This window comes from Halomonas sp. E14 (assembly GCF_052568415.1).
The window spans coordinates 3,582,698-3,602,958 of sequence record NZ_CP199423.1; the positions used below are offsets into that span (position 1 = coordinate 3,582,698).

Annotated in this window: 21 protein-coding genes; 13 read left to right on the forward strand and 8 right to left on the reverse strand. The window is 68.7% G+C overall.

What is annotated here, in order from left to right; all coding sequences use genetic code 11:
• Window position 1: 1 nt before the first annotated feature.
• Window positions 2-388 carry a fluoride efflux transporter CrcB gene (gene crcB, locus ACT7B3_RS16860; protein WP_445158730.1) on the reverse strand — a complete coding sequence of 129 codons (387 nt, stop codon included), beginning with the start codon at window positions 386-388 and terminating at the stop codon, window positions 2-4.
• Complete coding sequence (locus tag ACT7B3_RS16865; RefSeq protein WP_445158731.1) at window positions 385-768, reverse strand: CrcB family protein; 384 nt, start codon at window positions 766-768, stop codon at window positions 385-387. Before ACT7B3_RS16865 ends, crcB begins: the two co-directional genes overlap by 4 nt.
• A gap of 285 nt (window positions 769-1,053) precedes the next feature.
• Between ACT7B3_RS16865 and ybiO the strand changes: the two genes are divergently transcribed.
• Entirely contained in the window at window positions 1,054-3,348 is a 2,295-nt protein-coding gene (ybiO, locus tag ACT7B3_RS16870) for a mechanosensitive channel protein (RefSeq protein ID WP_445158896.1), read from the forward strand.
• 300 nt (window positions 3,349-3,648) lie between these two features.
• Here ybiO and ACT7B3_RS16875 read toward each other — a convergent pair whose 3' ends face one another.
• Genes ACT7B3_RS16875 through hemC form a run of 4 tightly spaced genes read right to left on the reverse strand, consistent with a single transcriptional unit; the run spans window position 3,649 to window position 8,140 of the window.
• A complete protein-coding gene (locus ACT7B3_RS16875) occupies window positions 3,649-4,899 on the reverse strand; it encodes a heme biosynthesis HemY N-terminal domain-containing protein (RefSeq protein ID WP_445158732.1) in 1,251 nt (416 codons plus the stop codon).
• Window positions 4,896-6,398 (reverse strand): uroporphyrinogen-III C-methyltransferase, encoded by a 1,503-nt coding sequence (locus tag ACT7B3_RS16880; RefSeq protein ID WP_445158733.1) that lies wholly within the window; start codon window positions 6,396-6,398, stop codon window positions 4,896-4,898. Before ACT7B3_RS16880 ends, ACT7B3_RS16875 begins: the two co-directional genes overlap by 4 nt.
• A 6-nt stretch (window positions 6,399-6,404) precedes the next feature.
• On the reverse strand, window positions 6,405-7,202 hold the full coding sequence (locus ACT7B3_RS16885) for a uroporphyrinogen-III synthase (protein WP_445158734.1): 798 nt from the start codon (window positions 7,200-7,202) through the stop codon (window positions 6,405-6,407).
• The gene (gene hemC, locus ACT7B3_RS16890) at window positions 7,202-8,140 is read right to left on the reverse strand and encodes a hydroxymethylbilane synthase (protein ID WP_444678989.1); all 939 of its coding nucleotides are present in this window, start codon (window positions 8,138-8,140) and stop codon (window positions 7,202-7,204) included. Before hemC ends, ACT7B3_RS16885 begins: the two co-directional genes overlap by 1 nt.
• Before the next feature lie 267 nt (window positions 8,141-8,407).
• Here hemC and argH point away from each other — a divergent pair, with 267 nt between their 5' ends.
• From argH to ACT7B3_RS16925, 7 genes are read left to right on the forward strand one after another with little or no spacing between them, the layout of a single operon-like run.
• Window positions 8,408-9,826 carry an argininosuccinate lyase gene (argH, locus tag ACT7B3_RS16895; RefSeq protein WP_445158735.1) on the forward strand — a complete coding sequence of 473 codons (1,419 nt, stop codon included), beginning with the start codon at window positions 8,408-8,410 and terminating at the stop codon, window positions 9,824-9,826.
• On the forward strand, window positions 9,823-9,963 hold the full coding sequence (gene lptM, locus ACT7B3_RS16900) for an LPS translocon maturation chaperone LptM (protein ID WP_444678987.1): 141 nt from the start codon (window positions 9,823-9,825) through the stop codon (window positions 9,961-9,963). The genes argH and lptM overlap by 4 nt, the downstream gene beginning before the upstream one ends.
• Before the next feature lie 10 nt (window positions 9,964-9,973).
• Window positions 9,974-11,263 (forward strand): diaminopimelate decarboxylase, encoded by a 1,290-nt coding sequence (lysA, locus tag ACT7B3_RS16905; RefSeq protein ID WP_444678986.1) that lies wholly within the window; start codon window positions 9,974-9,976, stop codon window positions 11,261-11,263.
• Window positions 11,263-12,096 carry a diaminopimelate epimerase gene (dapF, locus tag ACT7B3_RS16910; RefSeq protein WP_445158736.1) on the forward strand — a complete coding sequence of 278 codons (834 nt, stop codon included), beginning with the start codon at window positions 11,263-11,265 and terminating at the stop codon, window positions 12,094-12,096. Before lysA ends, dapF begins: the two co-directional genes overlap by 1 nt.
• 34 nt (window positions 12,097-12,130) lie before the next feature.
• Complete coding sequence (locus ACT7B3_RS16915; RefSeq protein WP_445158737.1) at window positions 12,131-12,850, forward strand: DUF484 family protein; 720 nt, start codon at window positions 12,131-12,133, stop codon at window positions 12,848-12,850.
• Window positions 12,843-13,763, forward strand: a complete 921-nt coding sequence (locus tag ACT7B3_RS16920) for a tyrosine recombinase XerC (protein WP_445158738.1) — start codon at window positions 12,843-12,845, stop codon at window positions 13,761-13,763. Before ACT7B3_RS16915 ends, ACT7B3_RS16920 begins: the two co-directional genes overlap by 8 nt.
• A complete protein-coding gene (locus ACT7B3_RS16925) occupies window positions 13,760-14,533 on the forward strand; it encodes an HAD family hydrolase (RefSeq protein WP_445158739.1) in 774 nt (257 codons plus the stop codon). Before ACT7B3_RS16920 ends, ACT7B3_RS16925 begins: the two co-directional genes overlap by 4 nt.
• A 52-nt stretch (window positions 14,534-14,585) precedes the next feature.
• Here the strand turns inward: ACT7B3_RS16925 and yihA are convergent, their stop codons facing one another.
• Window positions 14,586-15,206, reverse strand: coding sequence for a ribosome biogenesis GTP-binding protein YihA/YsxC (gene yihA, locus ACT7B3_RS16930; RefSeq protein ID WP_444678983.1), 621 nt, complete (start codon window positions 15,204-15,206; stop codon window positions 14,586-14,588).
• Window positions 15,207-15,464: 258 nt separating this feature from the next.
• Between yihA and ACT7B3_RS16935 the strand changes: the two genes are divergently transcribed.
• From ACT7B3_RS16935 to ACT7B3_RS16955, 5 genes are all read left to right on the forward strand, one after another.
• The gene (locus ACT7B3_RS16935) at window positions 15,465-16,085 is read left to right on the forward strand and encodes a c-type cytochrome (protein WP_444678982.1); all 621 of its coding nucleotides are present in this window, start codon (window positions 15,465-15,467) and stop codon (window positions 16,083-16,085) included.
• A gap of 171 nt (window positions 16,086-16,256) precedes the next feature.
• The gene (locus ACT7B3_RS16940; RefSeq protein WP_444678981.1) at window positions 16,257-16,904 is read left to right on the forward strand and encodes a thiol:disulfide interchange protein DsbA/DsbL; all 648 of its coding nucleotides are present in this window, start codon (window positions 16,257-16,259) and stop codon (window positions 16,902-16,904) included.
• 82 nt (window positions 16,905-16,986) lie between these two features.
• Window positions 16,987-17,742 (forward strand): endonuclease/exonuclease/phosphatase family protein, encoded by a 756-nt coding sequence (locus tag ACT7B3_RS16945; protein WP_445158897.1) that lies wholly within the window; start codon window positions 16,987-16,989, stop codon window positions 17,740-17,742.
• Between the two features lie 86 nt (window positions 17,743-17,828).
• Complete coding sequence (locus ACT7B3_RS16950; RefSeq protein ID WP_445158740.1) at window positions 17,829-18,377, forward strand: TRAP transporter small permease subunit; 549 nt, start codon at window positions 17,829-17,831, stop codon at window positions 18,375-18,377.
• A gap of 10 nt (window positions 18,378-18,387) precedes the next feature.
• A complete protein-coding gene (locus tag ACT7B3_RS16955; RefSeq protein ID WP_445158898.1) occupies window positions 18,388-19,791 on the forward strand; it encodes a TRAP transporter large permease in 1,404 nt (467 codons plus the stop codon).
• 4 nt (window positions 19,792-19,795) lie between these two features.
• Here ACT7B3_RS16955 and ACT7B3_RS16960 read toward each other — a convergent pair whose 3' ends face one another.
• A complete protein-coding gene (locus tag ACT7B3_RS16960; protein WP_445158741.1) occupies window positions 19,796-20,227 on the reverse strand; it encodes a YqaA family protein in 432 nt (143 codons plus the stop codon).
• Window positions 20,228-20,261 lie beyond the last annotated feature (34 nt).

A 20,261-nucleotide genomic window follows, 5' to 3' on the forward strand; every position in this document is an offset into this window, starting at 1 on the left:
ATCAGCCCTGGCGGACCCGCACCAGGCGGTCGCCCAGCCAGGCGGCGGACAGCCACAGCGGCACGTTGAGCAGCATGTAAAGCAGCGCCAGGCCGGGGCGGCCGAGCTCGATCAGCTGCAGCGTCTCCAGCCCGAACAGCGAGAAGGTGGTGAAGCCGCCGCAGAAGCCGGCCACTAGGAAGGGCTGCCAGCCGGCCAGCCGGCCCTGGCCTGCCACATAGGCGGCGAAGAAGGCGATCAGCCAGGAGCCCAGCACGTTGACCGCCAGCGTTCCCCAAGGCAGGCCGGGGCCGAACAGCACCAGCGCCGCCAGCGAGACCAGGTAGCGAAGCAGGCTGCCAAGCGCACTGCCCAGGCCCACGGCCGCATAGGCACGCCAGCCGCTCATACCGCGACTCCGCCCAGCCACCAGCCCAGCGCGGCCAGGGTCAGTCCGGCGCCCAGGGTCGCCCCCAGGTTGGCCAGCGCGGCGTGCGTGCGGCCGCTCTGCCACAGCGCCAGGGTCTGCAGGCTCAGCGATGACACGGTGGTATAGCCGCCCAGGCCGCCCACCACCAGGCCCAGCCAAGCGGGAGCAGGTGACAGCTCGCCGTGCGGCATGCCGAGCAGGCCCGCCAGGACACCGGCCGCAAAGGCGCCGCTGAGATTGACCGCCAGGGTGCCCCAGGGAAACCCGGTCCCGACGCGTCGTGCCGTCAGCTCCGACACGGCGAGACGCGCCATGCCACCCAGCGCGCCGCCTGCCGCCACCAGCCACCAAGTTCCCATCGCCTGCCCCCTCCGGTTCATGGCCGATACTAGCCAAGCCGGTCGGCGAAACAAAGAAAAGCCACCCGGGGAGGGTGGCAAAGGGGGATATCGGACTTCGTTCAGGGTGTGCCTAGGGGATAGGCACAAATAAAATATGGCACAACTTGGCTTTAATGTACAATAGTTGCATAGAATTTTTCTCGCTCGATTCGTGCCGAATCGCCAAAGGCCGTTATCATGATCGACGTACCATCGTTTCTTGACGACACGCCGAGATGGAGGACACGCGTGATAGCCAAACGAATGCTTTACCTGCTGCTGGGCTGGCTGGCCCTGAGCCTGCTCGCAGCGGCCCCGGCGCTGGCCCAGCCTGCCGACGCCCCTCCTGCCCCCGCGGCGCTGGCCGACATGCTGGAAAACGACGAAGCGCGCCAGCAGCTGATCGACCATCTGCGCCGGCAGGCCGCCGAGGAGCAAGCGCTGGGCCAGGCCGAACCCACCGCCCTGACGATATCGTTTCCCAGGCAACTGGCCGAACTGACCAGCCGCGTGGCCAGCGATATCGGCGGTGAGGTACGCAACCTGGGCGGCATCCTGTCGAGCCTGTTCAGCGCAGGCACCGATGCCACCGCCTTCGACATGGCCGCCTTCACCACCGCGGCCATCAACCTGGGCCTGGTCATCATCGCCACTTTCGTCCTGTTCATGCTGTTCCGCCACCTGTCACGGCCGCTGTTTGGCCGCCTCAGTCTCTGGTCGCGCAAGGACAGCGAGCTGAACCCGACCCTGCGGCTGGTGCTGTGCGTGGCGCTCGCGGCCGTGGTCGATCTGTTGGTGGTGGCACTGGCCTATGTCGCCGGCAACCTGATTGCCACCTTCGCCATCGGCGAAACCGGCGAACTCTCCACGCGCGCCTCGCTGTTCCTCAACGCCTTTCTGATCATCGAGCTGATCAAGGCCGCCCTGCGCATGCTGTTCTCGTCCCGCTACGAGGGGCTACGCCTGCTGCCGATCTCGGCCGGCGAGGCCTCCTACTGGAACCGTTGGCTTGCGCGCCTGGTCGGCCTGGTCGGCTACGGTCTGATGGTGGTGGTCCCGCTGACCAGCGTCTACCTGGCCCCGTCGCTGGGCCAGGGGGTTGGGGCGCTGATCATGTTCGGCGCCTTCCTCTACGCCGTCACGGTGGTCCTCAAGAACCGCAAGCGGATTCGCGTGGAACTCGACCTGCTGGCGACACGCTCGGATTTGACCGCCACGCGCGTGTCGCTGCACCTGTTCGCCCGCACCTGGCACCTGTTTGCCCTGGCCTATTTCTTGATGGTGCTGATCGTGATGCTGACGCGCCCGGCCGATGCCCTGCCCTACGTGTTGGTCGCCACGCTGCAGACCATCGCCGCCGTGGTAGTAGGCATGCTGCTGTCGAGCCTGCTGTCGCAGACCATCGGCCGACGCATCCGTCTCTCCGATGACCTGCGCCGCAAGCTGCCGCTGCTCGAGCCACGCCTGAACAGCTATGTGCCCAACGCTTTGCGGGTACTGCGCACGCTGATTCTGATCACCGTGGTGCTGGTGGTGCTCGACGCCTGGGGCGCCTTCGACCTGACGGCCTGGTACGCCTCCGACGCAGGCCGTGGACTGGTCGGCATGCTGGTCAGCGTGGCCATGATCCTGCTGCTGGCGATCGGCGTATGGCTGGGCCTGGCTAGCCTGATCGAACACAAGCTCAACCCCGAGACCGGCACGGGCGAGCCCGACGCCCGCGCCAAGACCCTGCTCTCGCTGTTCCGCAACGCCCTGGCCATCGCCCTGGTCACCATGACCGGCATGATCATCCTGTCTGAAATCGGCATCAATATCGGCCCGCTGATCGCCGGTGCCGGTGTGCTCGGCCTGGCGATCGGCTTCGGCGCGCAGAAACTTGTTCAGGACATCATCACCGGGATCTTCATCCAGGTGGAGAACGCCATGAACACCGGCGATGTAGTCTCGGTGGGTGGCATCACCGGCACCGCCGAGCGGCTCAGCATACGCTCGGTAGGTATTCGCGATCTTTTCGGTACCTACCACATCGTGCCCTTCTCCAGCGTCGACACGGTATCCAACTTCATGCGTGAATTTGGCTATCACGTGGGCGAGTACGGCATCGCCTACCGCGAGAGCATCGACGAGGCGATCATCGCGCTGCGTGAAGCCTTCGACGAGCTGGCCGCGGACGAGACCCACAAGATGAGCATCGTGGCGCCGCTGGAGGTAGCCGGCGTGACCGGGCTCGGCGACAGTTCGGTCAACATCCGCGTGCGCATCAAGACCACGCCGGGCACCCAGTGGGGCGTGGGCCGCGCCTACAACCGCCTGGTGAAGCTGCACTTCGACGCCAAGGGCATCGAGATTCCCTTCCCGCACACCACGCTCTACTTCGGCGTGGGCAAGGAGGGCGAAGCACCGCCGGCCAACGTGCGTCTCATGCAGCAGAACTTCGACATCGACGGCCGCCCCGGCGGGCAACCCCGCTCAGCCCAGAGCAGCCGCGAGGGTGAACACGACCCGCGTGCCAAGCCCAACCCGACTCTCGGCGAAGACTACGAGGAGAAGGACTAGCCCCCTGGCGTCGCGGCGAGGCTCCGGCCCGCTGCGACAGTCGTCATCCACCTACGCGAGCCGGCGCGACACGCCGGCTCTCTGCGTTTCCGGGCCCAGGATGGTGGCGTAGCATCAACAGGAGCGGGTTGCCGGTCGCCAGGCACGGCAAGCCGCCACGACCGCTCAAATACAACACCCAGGTACAACCGCCCAGGCACGACCAGCCAGGTAGGCCCCATCCACGTACGAAAAGAGGGCGCCGAAGCGCCCTCTTAAGGGTCGAGCCAATGCAGATCGACCCTGGCCGTCGGCCTGGTCTTACTTGTCGCGCGCCGGCTCCTCCACCACCGCCGTCGGCTCGGCGGGCTGGGGCAGCGACGGCAGCGACTTGTCGAGCAGCTCGACGCTCTGGCGGTAGTAGAGCTGGCTCTTGTTGTGCTCGCCGAGGTTGGCGAACAGCCTGGCCAGCTCGGCGCACACCACCCCGCTCGGACGCTGGCGCTGGCTCGCCTCGAAGTACTCCTGCGCCTTGCCCCAGTAGGCGTTGCGCAGCGCCAGGCGGCCCAGGGAGAGCAGCAGGTCCGGGTCGTTGGGACGCTCCTGCAGCCACTTCTCGGCATGCACCAGCTGGCGGGCCGGGTCGACGTCGAGCAAGCCGTAGCGCAGCACCAGGCGGCTGTCCCAATGCTCCTTGAGCGAGTGGCGCAGCAGCCGCTCGGCGATGCCTTCCTCGTTGCCGCGCACCAGCGCCTCGGTGTAGAGCACCACCAGCTCGACGTTGGTACGCAGCGCGTCGGGCATGTCGGCCCACAGGCTGCGAATCCGCTCGATGTTGCCCGGGTCGCGCGCCTCGTGCACCAGCAGCTCCTTGTAGGCGCGCAGCTCCAGCTGGCTGCGCTCCTGCGGCGAGATCAGCTGGCGTGCCGCCAGTCGCGGCATCAGGCGACGCAGGCCTTCCCAATCGCTGACGCTGAGATAGGCCTGCTTGAGCTGCTTGAGCACCTGCGGGTGGTTGGGCATCTGGCGGTCGAGCCGGGTGAGGATCGCCAGCGCCTCTTCATACTGCTGGCGATCCAGCATCAGCTGGACCTGCATCAGCCCCACCGCCGAGTCGGCCCCCTCGGTGGAGAGGTGGGCACGCTTGAGCAGGGTGTCGGCCTGGTCGTAGCGGCCCTGGTAGTGGGCGGCCAGCGCGGCCGAGAGATAGTTGACCAGCGGGGTGCTGGAGTCGTCGGCGGCCTTGACCAGCGACTTCTCCGCCGTCTTCCAGCGGCCTTCGGCCAGCGCCACCAGGCCGCGCACGGTGCGCTTCATGGCGTTGCGATGCCGGGTGCGCCGGTTCCACACCTTGAGCCGGCTGACCGGGTAGCTCATGCGCATCAGCACGCGCAGGGCGAAGTGCAGAACGAGGAAGGCCGCCAGCAGCAGCACCAGCCCGAACCAGAACGAGGTCTGCACTGAGGTATCGCCAACCCGCACCAGCCAGTAGCCGGGAATCGAGACCATCAGCTGGCCGAACAAAGCCCCGAGGGCAAGGCCCAGCAGGACGATAAGCAGCAGCTTTCTCATGCGTCATCTCCCCGGCCGCCGCGCGAACCGAAACGCCGCTCGATGAATTCGGCCAGGGCCTGCTGCGAGCCGCTGATATCGGGCAGCTCGGGCTGGATGTTCTCGCGCTTGAGTTCCTCGAGGCGCTCGATCGCGGCCTGCACTTCGCTGCGCTCGGTGTCGTAGTAGTGGCGAATCAGCGTTAGCGCCTTGTCGAGGCTCGCCTCGTACAGGGCCTGCTCTTCCTGCAGCAGGGCCAGCTGGGCCTGCTCGAGCACCAGGCGCGCGCTCTGGCGCAGGTAGGCTTCCTGCTCGGGCGTCACCAGGGTTTCCAGGGTTTCGTCGTGCTGGCGGATCACCACCAGATCCTTCAGCTCCTGGCCGAAGCGGCTGAGCTGCTGCTGCCAGGCACCGGTGGGCGCCTCCTGCAGGCCAGAGCGGGCCGGGATCTCTTCGAGCTCACGCGACAGCGGCATGCCACCCAGGCGCTCCTGCTGGGCATGCAGGGCAAGGTAGAGGCCGGTGCGGTCGACGCGCGGCACCCCGTCAAGCACCGACAGCTCCGCGGCGATGGCGCGGCGCACGGAGGTCAGGGCCGGGTTCTGCGCCTCCTCGAGGCGGGCATCGGCGGTGCGCAGCAGTGCCGCCGCGCCCTCCACGTCACGCTCCAGCTGCAGGCGCTGGTTGGCCAGGCGCAGCAGGTAGGCGGCCTCGGCGTGCAGCCATTCGCGCTCGTCGGTGTCCTGCTCGCGGGAGAGCTCGTCGAGCACCTGATCCAGGGTGCCGTCGACTTCGCTGCGATAGCTGGCGAACTCGCTGCGAATCGCCTCGACCGCCTGGGTCATCTCGGTGTTGCGCTCACGCTCGCCGCTCTGGAGCTGCTCGCGCAGGCCGGTCAGGTCGTCGGCCGAGGCCGCCTCACCGGCACGCTGCTCGAGCTCGGCCAGGCGCTGCTGCTGTTCGTCGAGACGCTCCCAGGCATTCCAGGCGAACAGGCCCGCCCCGATGCCGAGGAACAGCACCAGGATCAGGGCCAGCACGCCAGCGGCGCGCCCGGCCCCCTTGCGCTCGCCGGCGCTGGGTGGTGGCGGAGGCGGGGTGCCACCGCCAGCGGGTTTAGAAGGCTCGCTCGCCTTGGCTGCGGCAGGCGTGGCGCCGGGAGTACTCTTGCCGGGGGCACCGGAAGCGGGCGTGGGGCCGGCAGCGGGCTTGTCTACGGCAGGCTTGGCCGCCGCCGGCGTGCCGGTACCGGCGGGCTTGTCCTCGGCGGCCAGCGTGTCGGTGCCGCCGGGCTTGGCCTCCGGCTGCGTGTCGCCGGGCTGGCCCTTGTTTGCCACAGGCGGGCTGGCATCCGCCGGCTTGTCGGACCGGCCGGCCTGGGTCGACTTGCCGCCACCCTGCGGGCGTCCCTGGTTCGAACCACCGCTATTGCCCTTGCTGTCGGCTGCGCGTCGCTTGTCGCCTCGCGCGTCACCGGAAGGCGATTTTTGTTCGTCCTGCTCGTTAGTCTGCTTGCTCATCAGTCGCTAGCCCTTTTCGAGATCGTCTTGATCGACATCGGCACCCCCCAGGTCGCGAAGCCCTGCCACAGCGCTGGCCAGAGCCGCCGGTGTAGCACCCATAGCCACCACGCAAGTGCGAAAGCCCAAATCCTCGGCCAGTGTAGCCAAACGCCGACTGGACACGATTAGCGGTTGGTTCAAGGTGGCCCTGGTGCACCATCTTGCCAGATGTTCGAGTAATTCTCCGCTGCTGACCACCAGGGCATGAAAATCGCCGCAGGCGAGCCGCGCCTGCAGCGTGGCGGGCGGCGGCTGCAGGCAGCGGCGGTAGAGCGCGAGCCGCGTGACACGGCCGCCCCGAGAGGCCAGAGTTTCCGCCAGCACGGGCCGCCCGCCCTCGCCGGCCACCAGCAGGATCCGCTCGCCGTCGAGCCGGCGCAGTGATGCCAGCTGTAGCAGGGCTTCGCTGGTGTCCTCCCCGGCGTCATGCGGCGGCATGTGCACGCGCACCCCGAGTCGCTGGTGCAAGGCCTGCGCCGTGGCCGCCCCCACCGCGTACCAGGCGGTGCCGAGCGGCAGCTGCGGCCAGTAGCGATCCAGGGCCTCATGCAGGCATTCGGCGGCGAAGGGGCTGACCACCACCACCTTGTGGAAATGGTCGAAGTCGAGCCAGGCCTGGCGCATGTCCGCCGTCTCTGGCAGCGCCTCCAGCGCCATGGCATCGAGGTTGGCCACCGGGAAGCCGGTGGCTTCGATGGCTTCCGCCAGCGCCGTCGCCCGCTCGCCCGGACGGCAGATCAATACCGGCCGCACGACGGGCATCAGCCGCCGTAGACCTCGGCCAGGATCTCGCCGGCGCCCTGGTCGAGCAGGTCCTCGGCCACGCGGATGCCGAGGGCCTCCGGTTCGTGAATGGAGCCCCGGCCCTCGGCGCGCAGCACCTCGGTGCCTTCGGGGTTGCCGACCAGGGCGCGCAGCCACAGGGTCTGGCCGTCGTTCTCGAAGGTGGCGTAGCCGCCGATCGGCACCTGGCAGCCGCCTTCCAGGCGGGTGTTCATGGCCCGTTCGGCGCGCACGCGGGTCGCGGTGGCCGGGTCGTCCAGCGGCGCCAGCAGTGCGATCAGGTCGGGGTCGTTGATGCGACACTCGATGCCGAGCGCACCCTGGCCGCAGGCCGGCAGGCACACCTCGGGCGGCAGCTCCTGGGCAATGCGATCGCCAAGCCCCAGCCGCCGGAGCCCGGAGGTAGCCAGCAAGATGGCGTCGAACTCGCCGGCATCGAGCTTGGCCAGGCGGGTCTGGACGTTGCCGCGCAGCGAGACGATCTCCACGTCGGGGCGCGCCTCGCGCATCTGCAGGCCGCGGCGCAGGCTCGAGGTGCCGATCCGCGCGCCTTCCGGCAGCTCGTCGAGGGTGCCGTAGTGATTGGACACCAGGGCATCGGTCGGCTCGGCCCCGGCGAAGATCACCGACAGGCCAAGCCCCTCGGGGAAGTGCATCGGCACGTCCTTCATGGAGTGCACGGCGATGTCGGCGCGGCCGTCGAGGATGGCCTCTTCGAGCTCCTTAACGAACAGCCCCTTGCCGCCGATCTTGGCCAGCGGCGTATCGAGGATCTTGTCGCCGCGGGTGGAGAGCGCCACCAGCTCCACCGTGAGATCGGGATGGTGAGCCATCAGCAGGTCACGGACATGTTCGGCCTGCCACAGGGCCAGTTGGCTCTTGCGGGTGGCAATGCGCAGCGTAGAGATGGATCGCACGTGGTTCTCCCATGCAGCGGACCCGAGCGGGCCCTGCTCAGCAGTATGATTTGCCGCAGACCGTCCCGATCGCGGCCGAGGATGGTCGTTGCCTCCATGATAAAGCACCTGGCGAGGCAGGAAAAATCGCAGCCTCCCACTCTGCCCCACCGGCTCGGGCCTCGCCACTCCCGTCGACTCTGGTACACTGCGAAACCATGATCTGGAGCCATTGACAGATGGTTCCCCCACGAACGTCACGCATGTACCAGCAGGATGCCCACGCCGATGAGCTCTCGTTCCACACCCCCCGGCACCAATCAGTCCTGGGGCGGCCGCTTCAGCGAACCCACCGACGCCTTCGTCGAGCGCTTCACCGCCTCGGTCGGCTTCGACCAGCGCCTTGCCCTGCAGGACATCCAGGGCTCCATCGCCCATGCCACCATGCTGGCGCGGGTGGGCGTACTGACCGACGATGAACGCGACGCCATCATCAACGGCCTCGGCGAGATTCGCGGCGAGATCGAGCGCGGCGAGTTCCAGTGGTCGGTGAAGCTCGAAGACGTGCACATGAACATCGAGGCGCGCCTGACCGACCGGATCGGCATCACCGGCAAGAAGCTGCACACCGGCCGCTCGCGCAACGACCAGGTGGCCACCGATATCCGCCTGTTCCTGCGCGACGAGATCGACGTGGTCGAGGCCGAGCTGATCCGCCTGCGCCAGGGCCTGATCGCGCTCGCCGAGCGCGAGGCCGACACCATCATGCCCGGCTTCACCCATCTGCAGACCGCCCAGCCGGTGACCTTTGGCCACCACCTGCTGGCCTGGCAGGAGATGCTCGCCCGCGACCACGAGCGCCTGCTCGATTGCCGCAAGCGCGTCAACGTGATGCCGCTGGGCGCCGCCGCGCTGGCCGGCACCACCTATCCCATCGACCGTCACGTCACCTCCGAGCTGCTGGGCTTCGAGCGCCCGGCCGAGAACTCGCTCGACGCGGTGAGCGACCGCGACTTCGCCATCGAATTCGCCAGCGTCGCCAGCATCCTGCTGATGCACCTGTCGCGCATGAGCGAGGAGCTGGTGCTGTGGACCAGCGCCCAGTTCCAGTTCATCGACCTGCCCGACCGCTTCTGCACCGGCAGCTCGATCATGCCGCAGAAGAAGAACCCCGACGTGCCCGAGCTGGTGCGCGGCAAGACCGGCCGCGTCTACGGCCACCTGATGGGCCTGCTGACGCTGATGAAGTCGCAGCCGCTGGCCTACAACAAGGACAACCAGGAGGACAAGGAGCCGCTGTTCGACACCCTCGACACGGTGCGCGACTGTCTCAAGGCGTTCGCTGACATGGTACCGGCCATCGAGTCGCGCAAAGCGAGCATGTACGAGGCGGCCCGGCGCGGCTTCTCCACCGCCACCGACCTCGCCGACTACCTGGTACGCCGCGGCGTGGCATTCCGCGACGCCCACGAGATCGTCGGCCAGTCGGTGGCCTTCGGCCTGCGCGAAGGCAAGGATCTCTCCGAGATGAGCCTCGACGAGCTGCGCCAGTTCTCCGACGTCATCGAGCAGGACGTGTTCGAGGTGCTGACCCTGGAAGGCTCGGTGGCGGCACGCAACCACATCGGCGGCACCGCCCCCGACCAGGTGCGCGCCGCGGCCAGCCGCGCCCGCCAGGCCCTTGCCGCCCTGGAGCGCCGCGCATGAGGGCCGCCCTGGCACTCGCCGCCCTGCTGATATTGGCCGGCTGCGGGCAGAAGGGGCCGCTCTATCTGCCCGGCGACGAGGCCGCCGCCGAGCGCTACGGCACGGGCGCTGCCGCCCCCAACGACGACGAGAGTTAACAGAGCCCACATGGATCACTTCGAATATCGCGACGGCGTGCTCTACGGCGAGGAAGTCCCGCTGGCCCAGGTGGCCGACGCGGTCGGCACGCCCTGCTACGTCTACTCCCGGGCCACCCTGACGCGTCACTTCCGCGCCTACACCGAAGCCCTGGGCGGCCACCCCCACCTGATCTGCTACGCGGTGAAGGCCAACTCCAACCTGGCGGTGCTGAACCTCTTGGCGCGCCTGGGCGCCGGCTTCGACATCGTCTCACTGGGCGAGCTCGAACGCGTGCTGGCCGCCGGCGGCGACCCGGCCAAGGTGGTGTTCTCCGGCGTGGCCAAGCAGGAGAGCGAGATGGCCCGTGCCCTCGAGGTCGGCATCAAGTGCTTCAACGTCGAGTCGCGCCCCGAGCTCCAGCGCCTCTCCGCCGTGGCCGAGCGGCTGGGCCGGGTGGCGCCGGTGTCGCTGCGGGTCAATCCCGACGTCGACGCCGGCACCCACCCCTACATCTCCACCGGGCTCAAGGACAACAAGTTCGGCATCCCGGTGGACGAGGCGGTCGACGTCTATGAGCTGGCCGCCACCCTGCCGGGGATCGAGATCGTCGGCCTGGACTGCCACATCGGCTCGCAGCTCACCGAGATCGCCCCCTTCCTCGACGCCCTGGATCGCCTGCTGGTACTGCTCGAGCGCCTGCGCGAGCGCGGTATCACCGTGAAGCACCTCGACCTCGGCGGCGGGCTCGGCGTGCCCTACCGCGGCGAGCGCCCGCCCCAGCCGTTCGACTACGCCGCCTCGCTGCTCGAACGGCTAGCCCAGTGGAAGCACGGCGAGGGTCTGACCCTGCTGTTCGAGCCGGGCCGCTCGATCGCCGCCAATGCCGGCCTGCTGCTGACCCGGGTCGAGTTCCTCAAGCCCGGCGAAACCAAGAACTTCGCCATCGTCGATGCCGGCATGAACGACCTGATCCGCCCGGCGCTCTACCAGGCGTGGCAGGCGATCATCCCGGTCGATACCCGCCTCGAGCGCGAGCGCGCCACCTACGACGTGGTCGGCCCGGTGTGTGAGACCGGCGACTTCCTCGGCAAGGAGCGCGAGCTGGCCATCGCGCCGGGCGACCTGCTGGCGGTGCGCTCCGCCGGCGCCTACGGCTTCGTCATGGCCTCGAACTACAACAGCCGGCCGCGGCCCGCCGAAGTGATGGTCGACGGCGACGCCTTCCATGTGGTGCGCCAGCGCGAGAGCATGGCATCGCTGTGGGCCGGCGAGTCGCTGCTACCCACCGCAGCAGCGACGGACGGAGAGGCGCGCTGATGCTGCTGCACTTCACCAAGATGCATGGCCTCGGCAACGACTTCATGGTGATCGACCTGGTCACCCAGCGCGCCCGCCTGCGCGAGGACCAGGTTCGTCGCCTGGCCGACCGCCGCTTCGGGGTGGGCTTCGACCAGCTGCTGATCGTCGAGCCGCCGCGCTGCCCCGACATGGACTTCCGCTACCGGATTTTCAACGCCGACGGCAGCGAGGTGGAGAACTGCGGTAACGGCGCGCGCTGCTTCGCCCGCTTCGTGCGCGACCAGCGCCTGACCCACAAGAACGAGATCCGCGTGGAGACCGCCGGCGGCCCGCTGACCCTGGTGATCGACGACCAGGGCATGGTCACGGTTGACATGGGCGCCCCGCGCTTCGCCCCCGCCGCCCTGCCCTTCGATGCCACCGAGGACCGTCCGCTGCACGCGCTCGAGGTCGACGGCGAGACGTACGAGATCGGCGTCGTCTCGATGGGCAACCCTCACGCGGTGCTGCGCGTCGACAGCGTGGAGACGGCCCCGGTCGAGCGCCTCGGCCCGCTGATCGAACGCCACCCGCGCTTTCCGCGGCGGGTCAACGTCGGCTTCATGCAGGTGGTGACGCGCCACGAGATCCGCCTGCGGGTCTTCGAGCGCGGCAGCGGCGAGACCCTGGCCTGCGGCACCGGCGCCTGCGCGGCGGTGGCCAGCGGCATTCGCCAGGGCCTGCTGGAAAGCCCGGTGACCGTGCACCTGCCGGGGGGCGACCTGCGCATCGACTGGCCCGGTGGCGACGCCCCACTGCACATGACCGGCCCTGCCGAACGTGTCTTCGAGGGGCGCATCGCCCTGACCTGACCCCCGGGCCCACCGACAAACGAAGGAGCCTTGCATGACCCGAGCCGCCCCCGAACCGCGCAAGACCCTGGACCCGGACCGGGTCGCCGAATGGCTGGCCCGCCACCCTGACTTCTTCGTCGGCCGCGAGGGGCTGCTGCAGCAGCTCAAGGTGCCCCACCCCGAGGCGCAGGGCACCACCTCCCTGCTCGAACGCCTGGTCCACGACCTGCGCCGGCGCGCTGAGCAGGCCGAGTGGCGCCTGGAGCAACTGCTCGAATCGGCGCGCCACAACGAGGCGCAGTTCCGTCGCACCCGCGAGCTGGTGCTGGCGCTGCTGGAGGCCGAGGACGCCGATGCCCTGGGCCAGGCGCTGGCCACGCAGATGGCCGAACGCTTCCAGGTTCCCGCGCTGGCGCTGTGGTGCCCAGCCTCTCTCACCGACCAAGAGCCGTTGCCGCCCCAGCCCCCGCGGCACGTGCTCGATGACCATGCCGGCGTGCGCCTGGCCGCGCTGCTCGACGGCCGCTCCAGCCGCTGCACCCGCCTCACCCCCACCGATTGGGCGCGCCTGCTGCCCCACGCCACCCCGCCGCGTCAGGCCGGCTCCTGCGCCTTGGCACGCCTGAGCATGGGCGAGCCCATGGGCTACCTGCTGCTGGCCAGCCCCGACCCCGATCACTTCCGCGCCAGCATGGACACCCTGTTCACCGAGTACCTCGGCGACGTGCTGGCCCGGCTGCTGTTGCGCCACCTTGCCGCGCGCCATGGCTGACACGCCGCTGCGCCGCCAGCTCGACGCCTGCCTCGACGCGCTGGCGCGCAGCGCCAGCCCGGCCACCGTAGCGGCGTATCGGCACGATCTTGAGGCCCTGGCGGCCTTTCTCGAGGCGCTCGACGTCACGGACGCCACCGCGCTGGACGCCACCCTGCTGCGCCGTTTCCTCGGCGCCGAGCGCAGCCGCGGACTGGCGCCACGCAGCCTGGCCCGGCGTCGTGCTGCGGTAGCGCACCTGGGCGATCACCTGGTCACGCAGGGGCAGCTGGCGCACAATCCCGCGCGACTGGTGCCAACGCCGCGCCAGCCCTCGCACCTGCCCAAGCCGCTGGACGTCGACCAGCTGGCCCGGCTGCTTGACACGCCCCATGACGATACGCCGCTGGCACTGCGCGACCAGGCCATGCTTGAGCTGTTCTACTCCAGCGGGCTGCGCCTGGCGGAGCTGGCCGGGCTTGATCTCGGCGACCTGGACAACCGCCGCGTGCGGGTGCTGGGCAAGGGCGGCAAGCCGCGCCAGGTGCCGGTGGGGCATCGCGCCCGGCAGGCGCTGGACGCCTGGCTCGCAAGCCGGCCGGCGCTGGCCGCTCCCGGCGAAACTGCGCTGTTCGTCGGCCAGCGCGGCGGGCGCCTGGGCCACCGCGCCATCCAGAAGCGGCTTGGCGAGGTGGCCCGCCGCCGCGGTCTGCCCGAGCACCTGCACCCCCATCGCCTGCGCCACTCCTTCGCCAGCCACCTGCTGGAATCGAGCCAGGACCTGCGTGCAGTACAGGAGCTGCTGGGGCACGCCAACCTGTCCACCACCCAGGTCTATACCCAGCTCGACTGGCAGCACCTGGCAGCGAGCTACGACGCCGCCCATCCCCGCGCACGCCGGCGCCAGGATTCATCGACACCGGGTGACGCATGAACACACCGCTGCTGGCGATCACCTTCGACCTCGACGACACCCTGTGGGACAACCACGGTGTCATGGTGGCTACCGAAACCGGCCACTACGCCTGGCTCGACCGCGAGCTGGCCGCCTGGCTGACGATGCGCGGCCAGCCCGCCACGCCGAGCTTCCGGCAGCGCTTTCCGCTGGAGGCCTTCGAGCTGCGCCGGCGGGCGCTGGCGCGCGCCTACCCCCTGCGCCGCGGCGACTTCACCTGGCTGCGCGAAAGGGCACTGCGGGAGATGCTCGGCGAGTACGGGCTCGACCCGGCCGCGGCCGAGACCTGGGCGGCCGCGGCCATGGCGCGCTTCATGACGCTGCGCCATCGGGTCGCGCCGCACCCGGAGGTGGAGCCGCTGCTGGCGGCGCTGGCCGAGCGCTATCGGCTGGCGAGCATCACCAACGGCAATGTCGACGTGCACCGCCTGGCGCTGGGGCGCTTCTTCCCGGTGGCCATTGCCGCCGGCGAGATGCTCGCCCCCAAGCCCGACCCGCGACCATTCCTGGCAGCCCTGGGGCGCCTGGGCGCCAGCCCTGCCCAGGCGCTGCACGTGGGAGATTCCTGGCGCGAGGACGTGGAGCCGGCCCTGCGACTGGGCATGCAGGTGGCGTGGATCTCGCCCCACCGCGACGATGAGCCGCCCTTGCCGCAGCGGGTGCACCATCTGGCCCACGTACGCGAGCTGCCCACGCTGCTTACCCACCTCACCGGCCGGCCGCACCCGCCCGCCGAAGCCGGCGCATAGCCGGCTCCGGCCAGGGCGCTTAGCCAGTCTTGCCAGGAGGGCTTGGTCAGCCTCAGGGGGCTTGGTCAGCCTCGCCCAGCCAGCCGTCGAGCCGTGCGCAGGCCTCGTCGACGCCCTCGCGCTTGAGCGACGAGAACAGCTGCACCGTCACCAAGTCCTCCCACTCGCGCAGGCGGCTGCGCACCTGCTGCAGGGCGTTCTTGGCCGCGCCGGATTTCAGCTTGTCGGACTTGGTCAGCAGGATATGCACCGGCATCTCCTGGTCGTCGGCCCAGCCCAGCAGGGTCTGGTCGAACTCGGTGAGCGGGTGGCGCACGTCCATCACCAGCACCAGGCCGCGCAGCGAGCGACGGCCGCGCAGGTAGTCGGCGAGATGCTGCTGCCATTCGCGCTTCACCGCCTCGGGCACCTTGGCGTAACCGTAGCCAGGCAGGTCGACCAGGCGCCGCTGGGTGTCGTCACCCAGCGTAAAGAAGTTGATCAACTGGGTACGCCCCGGGGTGCGCGAGGTACGCGCCAGCGCCTTCTGCCGGGTCAAGGTGTTGATGGCGCTGGACTTGCCGGCGTTGGAACGCCCGGCAAACGCCACCTCGGCGCCCTCGTCCGGCGGGCACTTGGCCAGCGTCGGCGCACTGGTGAGGAAGCGTGCGATCTGATAGTTGAGTGATGCCATGGCATCCTTTCCCTCGCAATAGACGAAAGGCCCTGGTCGCCAACCTATTGACCTGCATTCCCGAGGCGGGCTTGTTTCGTTATAATGCCGTGTCTTTTGTCTGCGACCTGGGCGCGCTAGTGTACCACCGTGCTCCTGCCGGCAGCGACCGACCCTCGGCGCTACGGGCAGCAGGGCGACCCGGCCTGGAACCTGCGAGGCCTGGGCGGCACCCAGGATGCGTACCGGTAAACAACATAACGGCATAGTGAAACAGCGATGAGAAAGTTACTGGCAAGCCTGGCATTTACCATGGGCGCCGTCGGCGCCGCCCACGCTGACCTGCAAGCGGACGCAGACGCTGCCGCTGGTCGGGAGAGAGCCCAGAGCTGTGCGGCCTGCCATGGCCAGAACGGCATCAGCTCCATGGCCGCCTTCCCGCACCTGGCCGGGCAGCAGATGTCCTACACGGCCAAGCAGATCATGGATATTCGCGATGGCCGCCGGCTGGTGCCGGAGATGGCCGGCCAGGTCGACGACTTCTCCGACCAGGACGCCTGGGACGTGGCTGCCTACTATGCCCAGCAGGACGCCAACATCGGCCAGGCCAACCCCGACGAGGAGCTGCTGGCCCGCGGCGAGGAACTCTACCGTGCCGGCGACATGGCCAAGGGCATTCCCGCCTGCGCGGCCTGCCACACGCCCACCGGCCAGGGTATCGACACCGCCATCTATCCGGCGCTTTCCGGCCAGTTCGCCGAATACACCATCGCTACGCTGCAGGACTTCGCCTCCGGCGAGCGCAGCAACGATCCGAACAACATGATGGGCGATATCGCCTCCAAGATGAGCGATGCCGACATGACCGCCGTGGCCAACTACATTCACGGCCTGCACTGACCCACCGCCATCGCAGCGCGCGGCCGCGGCCGCCGACAAGGGCGGCCCTAGGGCCGCCCTTGCCATATCGGTCCGGCGCGTCGGGAACCAGACCCCCGCCGCGCACTCCAATGGCTCGATGTCGATCTTGTCGCGCCCGCCAAGCGCCGTTTCTCAAGGAGTCCAGCCGCAATGCTCAACCCCTCCCGCCTGCTTCAATCCGCCCTGCTCGCCGTGGTGGGCCTAGGCCTGTCGACCCTGGCCAGCGCCAACCTGGTCGAGGGCCAGCACTACGAAGTACTGCCGCAGCCCGTCGAGACCCGCGTCGAGGAGGGCCAGATCGAGGTCACCGAAGCGTTCTGGTACGGCTGCCCGCATTGCTACAACCTGCAGGAGAGCGTGACCGCCTGGTACGAGACCCTTGACGATGACGTCAGCGTGGTGCACCTGCCCGCCACCATGGGCGGCGACTGGAACACCCATGCGGTGATGTTCTATGCAGCCGAGTCGCTGGGCATTCTCGAGGAGGCCCATGCCGATATCTTTGCTGCCATCCACGAAGAGGGCCAGCGCCTCAACAGCACCGACGGCATCGCCCGCTTCCTCAGCCAGTACGGCGTGAGCGAGGAGGAGGCCCGCCAGGCACTCGACGCCTTCGCAGTGAAGGCCCAGGTCAACCAGGCCCATGCCCGCATGCGCGCCATGCGCCTGATGGGCGTGCCGGCGCTGATCATCGACGGCCGCTACCTGGTGACGCCGAGCAGCGCCGGCAGCCTGGCCAACATGCCGCAGATCGCCGATGCCCTCATCGAACGCGTACGGCAAGAGCGTGAAGACTGATCCCCAGCTCGAGCTTTCGCACCTGGCCGATGCCAAGACGCCGCCCCTCGAGGGCGGCCATCTCAAGCTGCTCACCTTCAACATGCAGGTGGGCATCCAGACGTCGGCCTACCATCACTACCTGACCCGCAGCTGGCAGCACCTGCTGCCGCACCCGCACCGCCAGCGCCGCCTGGACATGGTCAGCGACGTGCTCAAGCGCTTCGACATCGTCGGGCTGCAGGAGGTGGACGGCGGCAGCTTTCGCTCCAACCACATCAACCAGGTGGAATACCTGGCGATGCGCGGGGGCTTTCCGCACCATTTCCAGCAGCTCAACCGCAACTTGGGCCGCTTTGCCCAGCATAGCAACGGCCTGCTCTCGCGCCTGGCTCCGAGCGGCATCGAGGAGCACCGCCTGCCCGGCACCCTGCCCGGGCGGGGCGCCATCCACGCCCGCTACGGCGAAGGCCCCGATGCCCTGCATCTGTTCGTCGCCCACCTGGCCCTGAGCCACCGCGGGCGGGTTCGCCAGCTCGACTACCTCAGCGAGATCATCCAGCCGCTGCGCCACGTGGTGGTGATGGGCGACCTCAACTGCACGCCGGATCAGCTGCACACGCATTCACGCTTCTGCGCCTCGCTGCCGCTGCACCCGGTGCGCCCGCTGCTCAGCTACCCTTCATGGCAGCCGCGCCGCGCGCTGGACCACATCCTGCTCTCCGACTCGCTGGAGGCGCAGGACGTACGCGTGCTCGATCACCTGTTCTCCGATCACCTGCCGATTGCCGTGGACGTGGCGCTGCCGCCCGCCTGCCTCGAGGTGCTCGCCGAGCTGCGCAGGCAGCAGACTCGCTGAGGGCACTCCCTCCGGCCCGGGGATGACGCCTGGCATGGAATCGGCGATGATGCGTTCCCTAATTGTGTCGACACGGGACAGTACCCATGCAAACCGCGAACCGAGACCCGGTCCTGCTGGCATGGCTTGACGGCTTTACCGAGGTCGTGGGCCGCTCCATCGCCTGGCTGGTGGTCATCATGATGGTAGTGCAGTTCGCCATCGTGGTGATGCGCTACGTCTTCAGCATCCACAGCATCGTGATGCAGGAGTCGGTGATGTACATGCACGCCATGGTCTTCATGCTGGGTGCCGCCTGGACGCTGCGTCACGATGGCCACGTTCGCGTCGACATCTTCTATCGCCGCCTCTCCGCCAAGGGCCGGGCCTGGGTCGACCTGCTGGGCACCCTGTTCCTGCTGTTCCCGGTGGTACTGTTCATCGCCTGGTCGAGCTACGGCTACGTGCGCAGCAGTTGGGCGATCCTCGAACGCTCGCCCGACGGCGGCATCCCCGGGGTCTACCTGCTCAAGACACTGATCCTAGTGATGATGGCGCTGCTCCTGCTGCAGGGCGTGGCTCAGGTGATTCGCCAGCTGCTGATCCTGCGCGGCAAGGCGCCGGGCAATACAATCGATCACGATGAGGTGGTGTGACGTGGAAGCATTGCTCGAGTTCATGCCACTGTTCCTGTTCTTCAGCGTCTGCGTGGTGCTGATGCTGGGCTACCCGGTTGCGCTGGCGCTGGCCGGCACGGCGCTTATCTTCGCCGGCCTCGGCCACTTGCTGCTGCAGATGGGCGTGCCGGTGCCCTTCGAGGCACGCATGATGGGCGCCATGCCCAACCGCCTCTACGGCATCATGACCAACCAGACGCTGCTGGCCGTGCCGCTGTTCGTGCTGATGGGGGTGCTGCTGGAGAAGTCGCGGGTGGCAGAAACCCTGCTTGACGCCATGGCCATGCTGTTCGGTAACTTGCGCGGCGGGCTTGGCATCTCGGTGATCCTGGTCGGCATGCTGCTGGCCGCGTCCACCGGCATCGTCGGCGCCACCGTGGTGACCATGGGCCTGCTGTCGCTGCCAACCATGCTCAAGCGCGGCTACTCGCCGGCGCTGGCCACCGGCACCATCTGTGCCACCGGCACCCTGGGGCAGATCATCCCGCCCTCCATCGCCCTGGTGCTGCTGGGCGACGTGCTCTCCAACGCCTACCAGCGGGCGCAGCTGGCCATGGGCGTATGGAGCCCGAAGACGGTGTCGGTGGGCGATCTGTTCGTCGGCGCCCTGATCCCTGGCCTGCTGCTGGTGGTGGCCTATATCGTCTACGTGACCGCAATGGCCTGGCTGAAGCCGGAAAGCGCCCCGGCCGCCGACCGCGAGGCGCTCAAGCAGGAGCTCGGGCACACCGGCAGCCTGTGGCCGCTGCTGATCAAGGGGCTGATACCCCCGGTGCTGCTGATCGTGGCAGTACTCGGCTCGATCCTGGGCGGCTTCGCCACCCCCACCGAGGCCTCTGCGGTGGGCGCCACCGGCGCCTTCCTGCTGGCGCTGCTCAATCGTCGCCTCAACCTGGTGATGCTGCGCGAAGTGGTGCAGACCACCGCCAAGGTCACCAGCATGGTGTTCCTGATCCTGATTGGCGCCGCGCTGTTCTCGCTGGTGTTCCGCGCCTACGGCGGCGAGGAGCTGGTCAAGGCGATGTTCGAGGCGCTGCCCGGCGGGGTCTTCGGCGCCACCCTGGTGGTGATGCTGGTGATCTTCCTGCTCGGCTTCATTCTCGACTTCATCGAGATCACCTTCGTGGTGGTGCCGATCGTCGGCCCGGTACTGCTGATGATGGGGCTCGACCCGATCTGGCTCGGCATCATGATCGCGGTGAACCTGCAGACCTCGTTCCTGACCCCGCCGTTCGGCTTCGCGCTGTTCTACCTGCGCGGCGTTACCCCGGACTCGGTGCCGACCTCAGCCATCTACCGCGGAGTGACGCCCTTCATCCTGCTGCAGCTCGGCATGCTGGTGGCGCTGGCCCTGTTCCCGGGGCTGGCCACCTGGCTGCCCTCGGTGCTGTAGCGGGCTACTGGCAGAGCGGGGCCAGCCACGCCTGAGCGAGCACCAGCACCACGGCGTAGCGCGCCCCCTTGGCCACGCTGATCAGCAGGATGGCCCGCCACCAGGGCAAGCGGAAGACGCCGGCCAGCACGGTGAGCGGGTCGCCGATCACCGGCGCCCACGACAGCAGCAGGCTCCACTCGCCGAAGCGGTGGTACCAGCGCTCGGCGCGTACCAGCCCCTGGGGCGAGGCGGGAAACCAGCGGCGGTCCTGGAAACGCCGCGCATAGCGACCCATCCAGACATTGATCAGGCTGCCCAGGGTATTGCCACTGGTGGCCACCAGCCACAGCATGAAGGCCGGCTCGCCCAGGCACCAGAGCCTGGCCAGCCACACCTCGGAGCCCCCCGGCAGCAGGGTGGCGCTCACCAGCGCCACCAGGAACAGGCTCAGCATCCGCGCCTCCTCTAGGTATCCATTTGCGAGACGA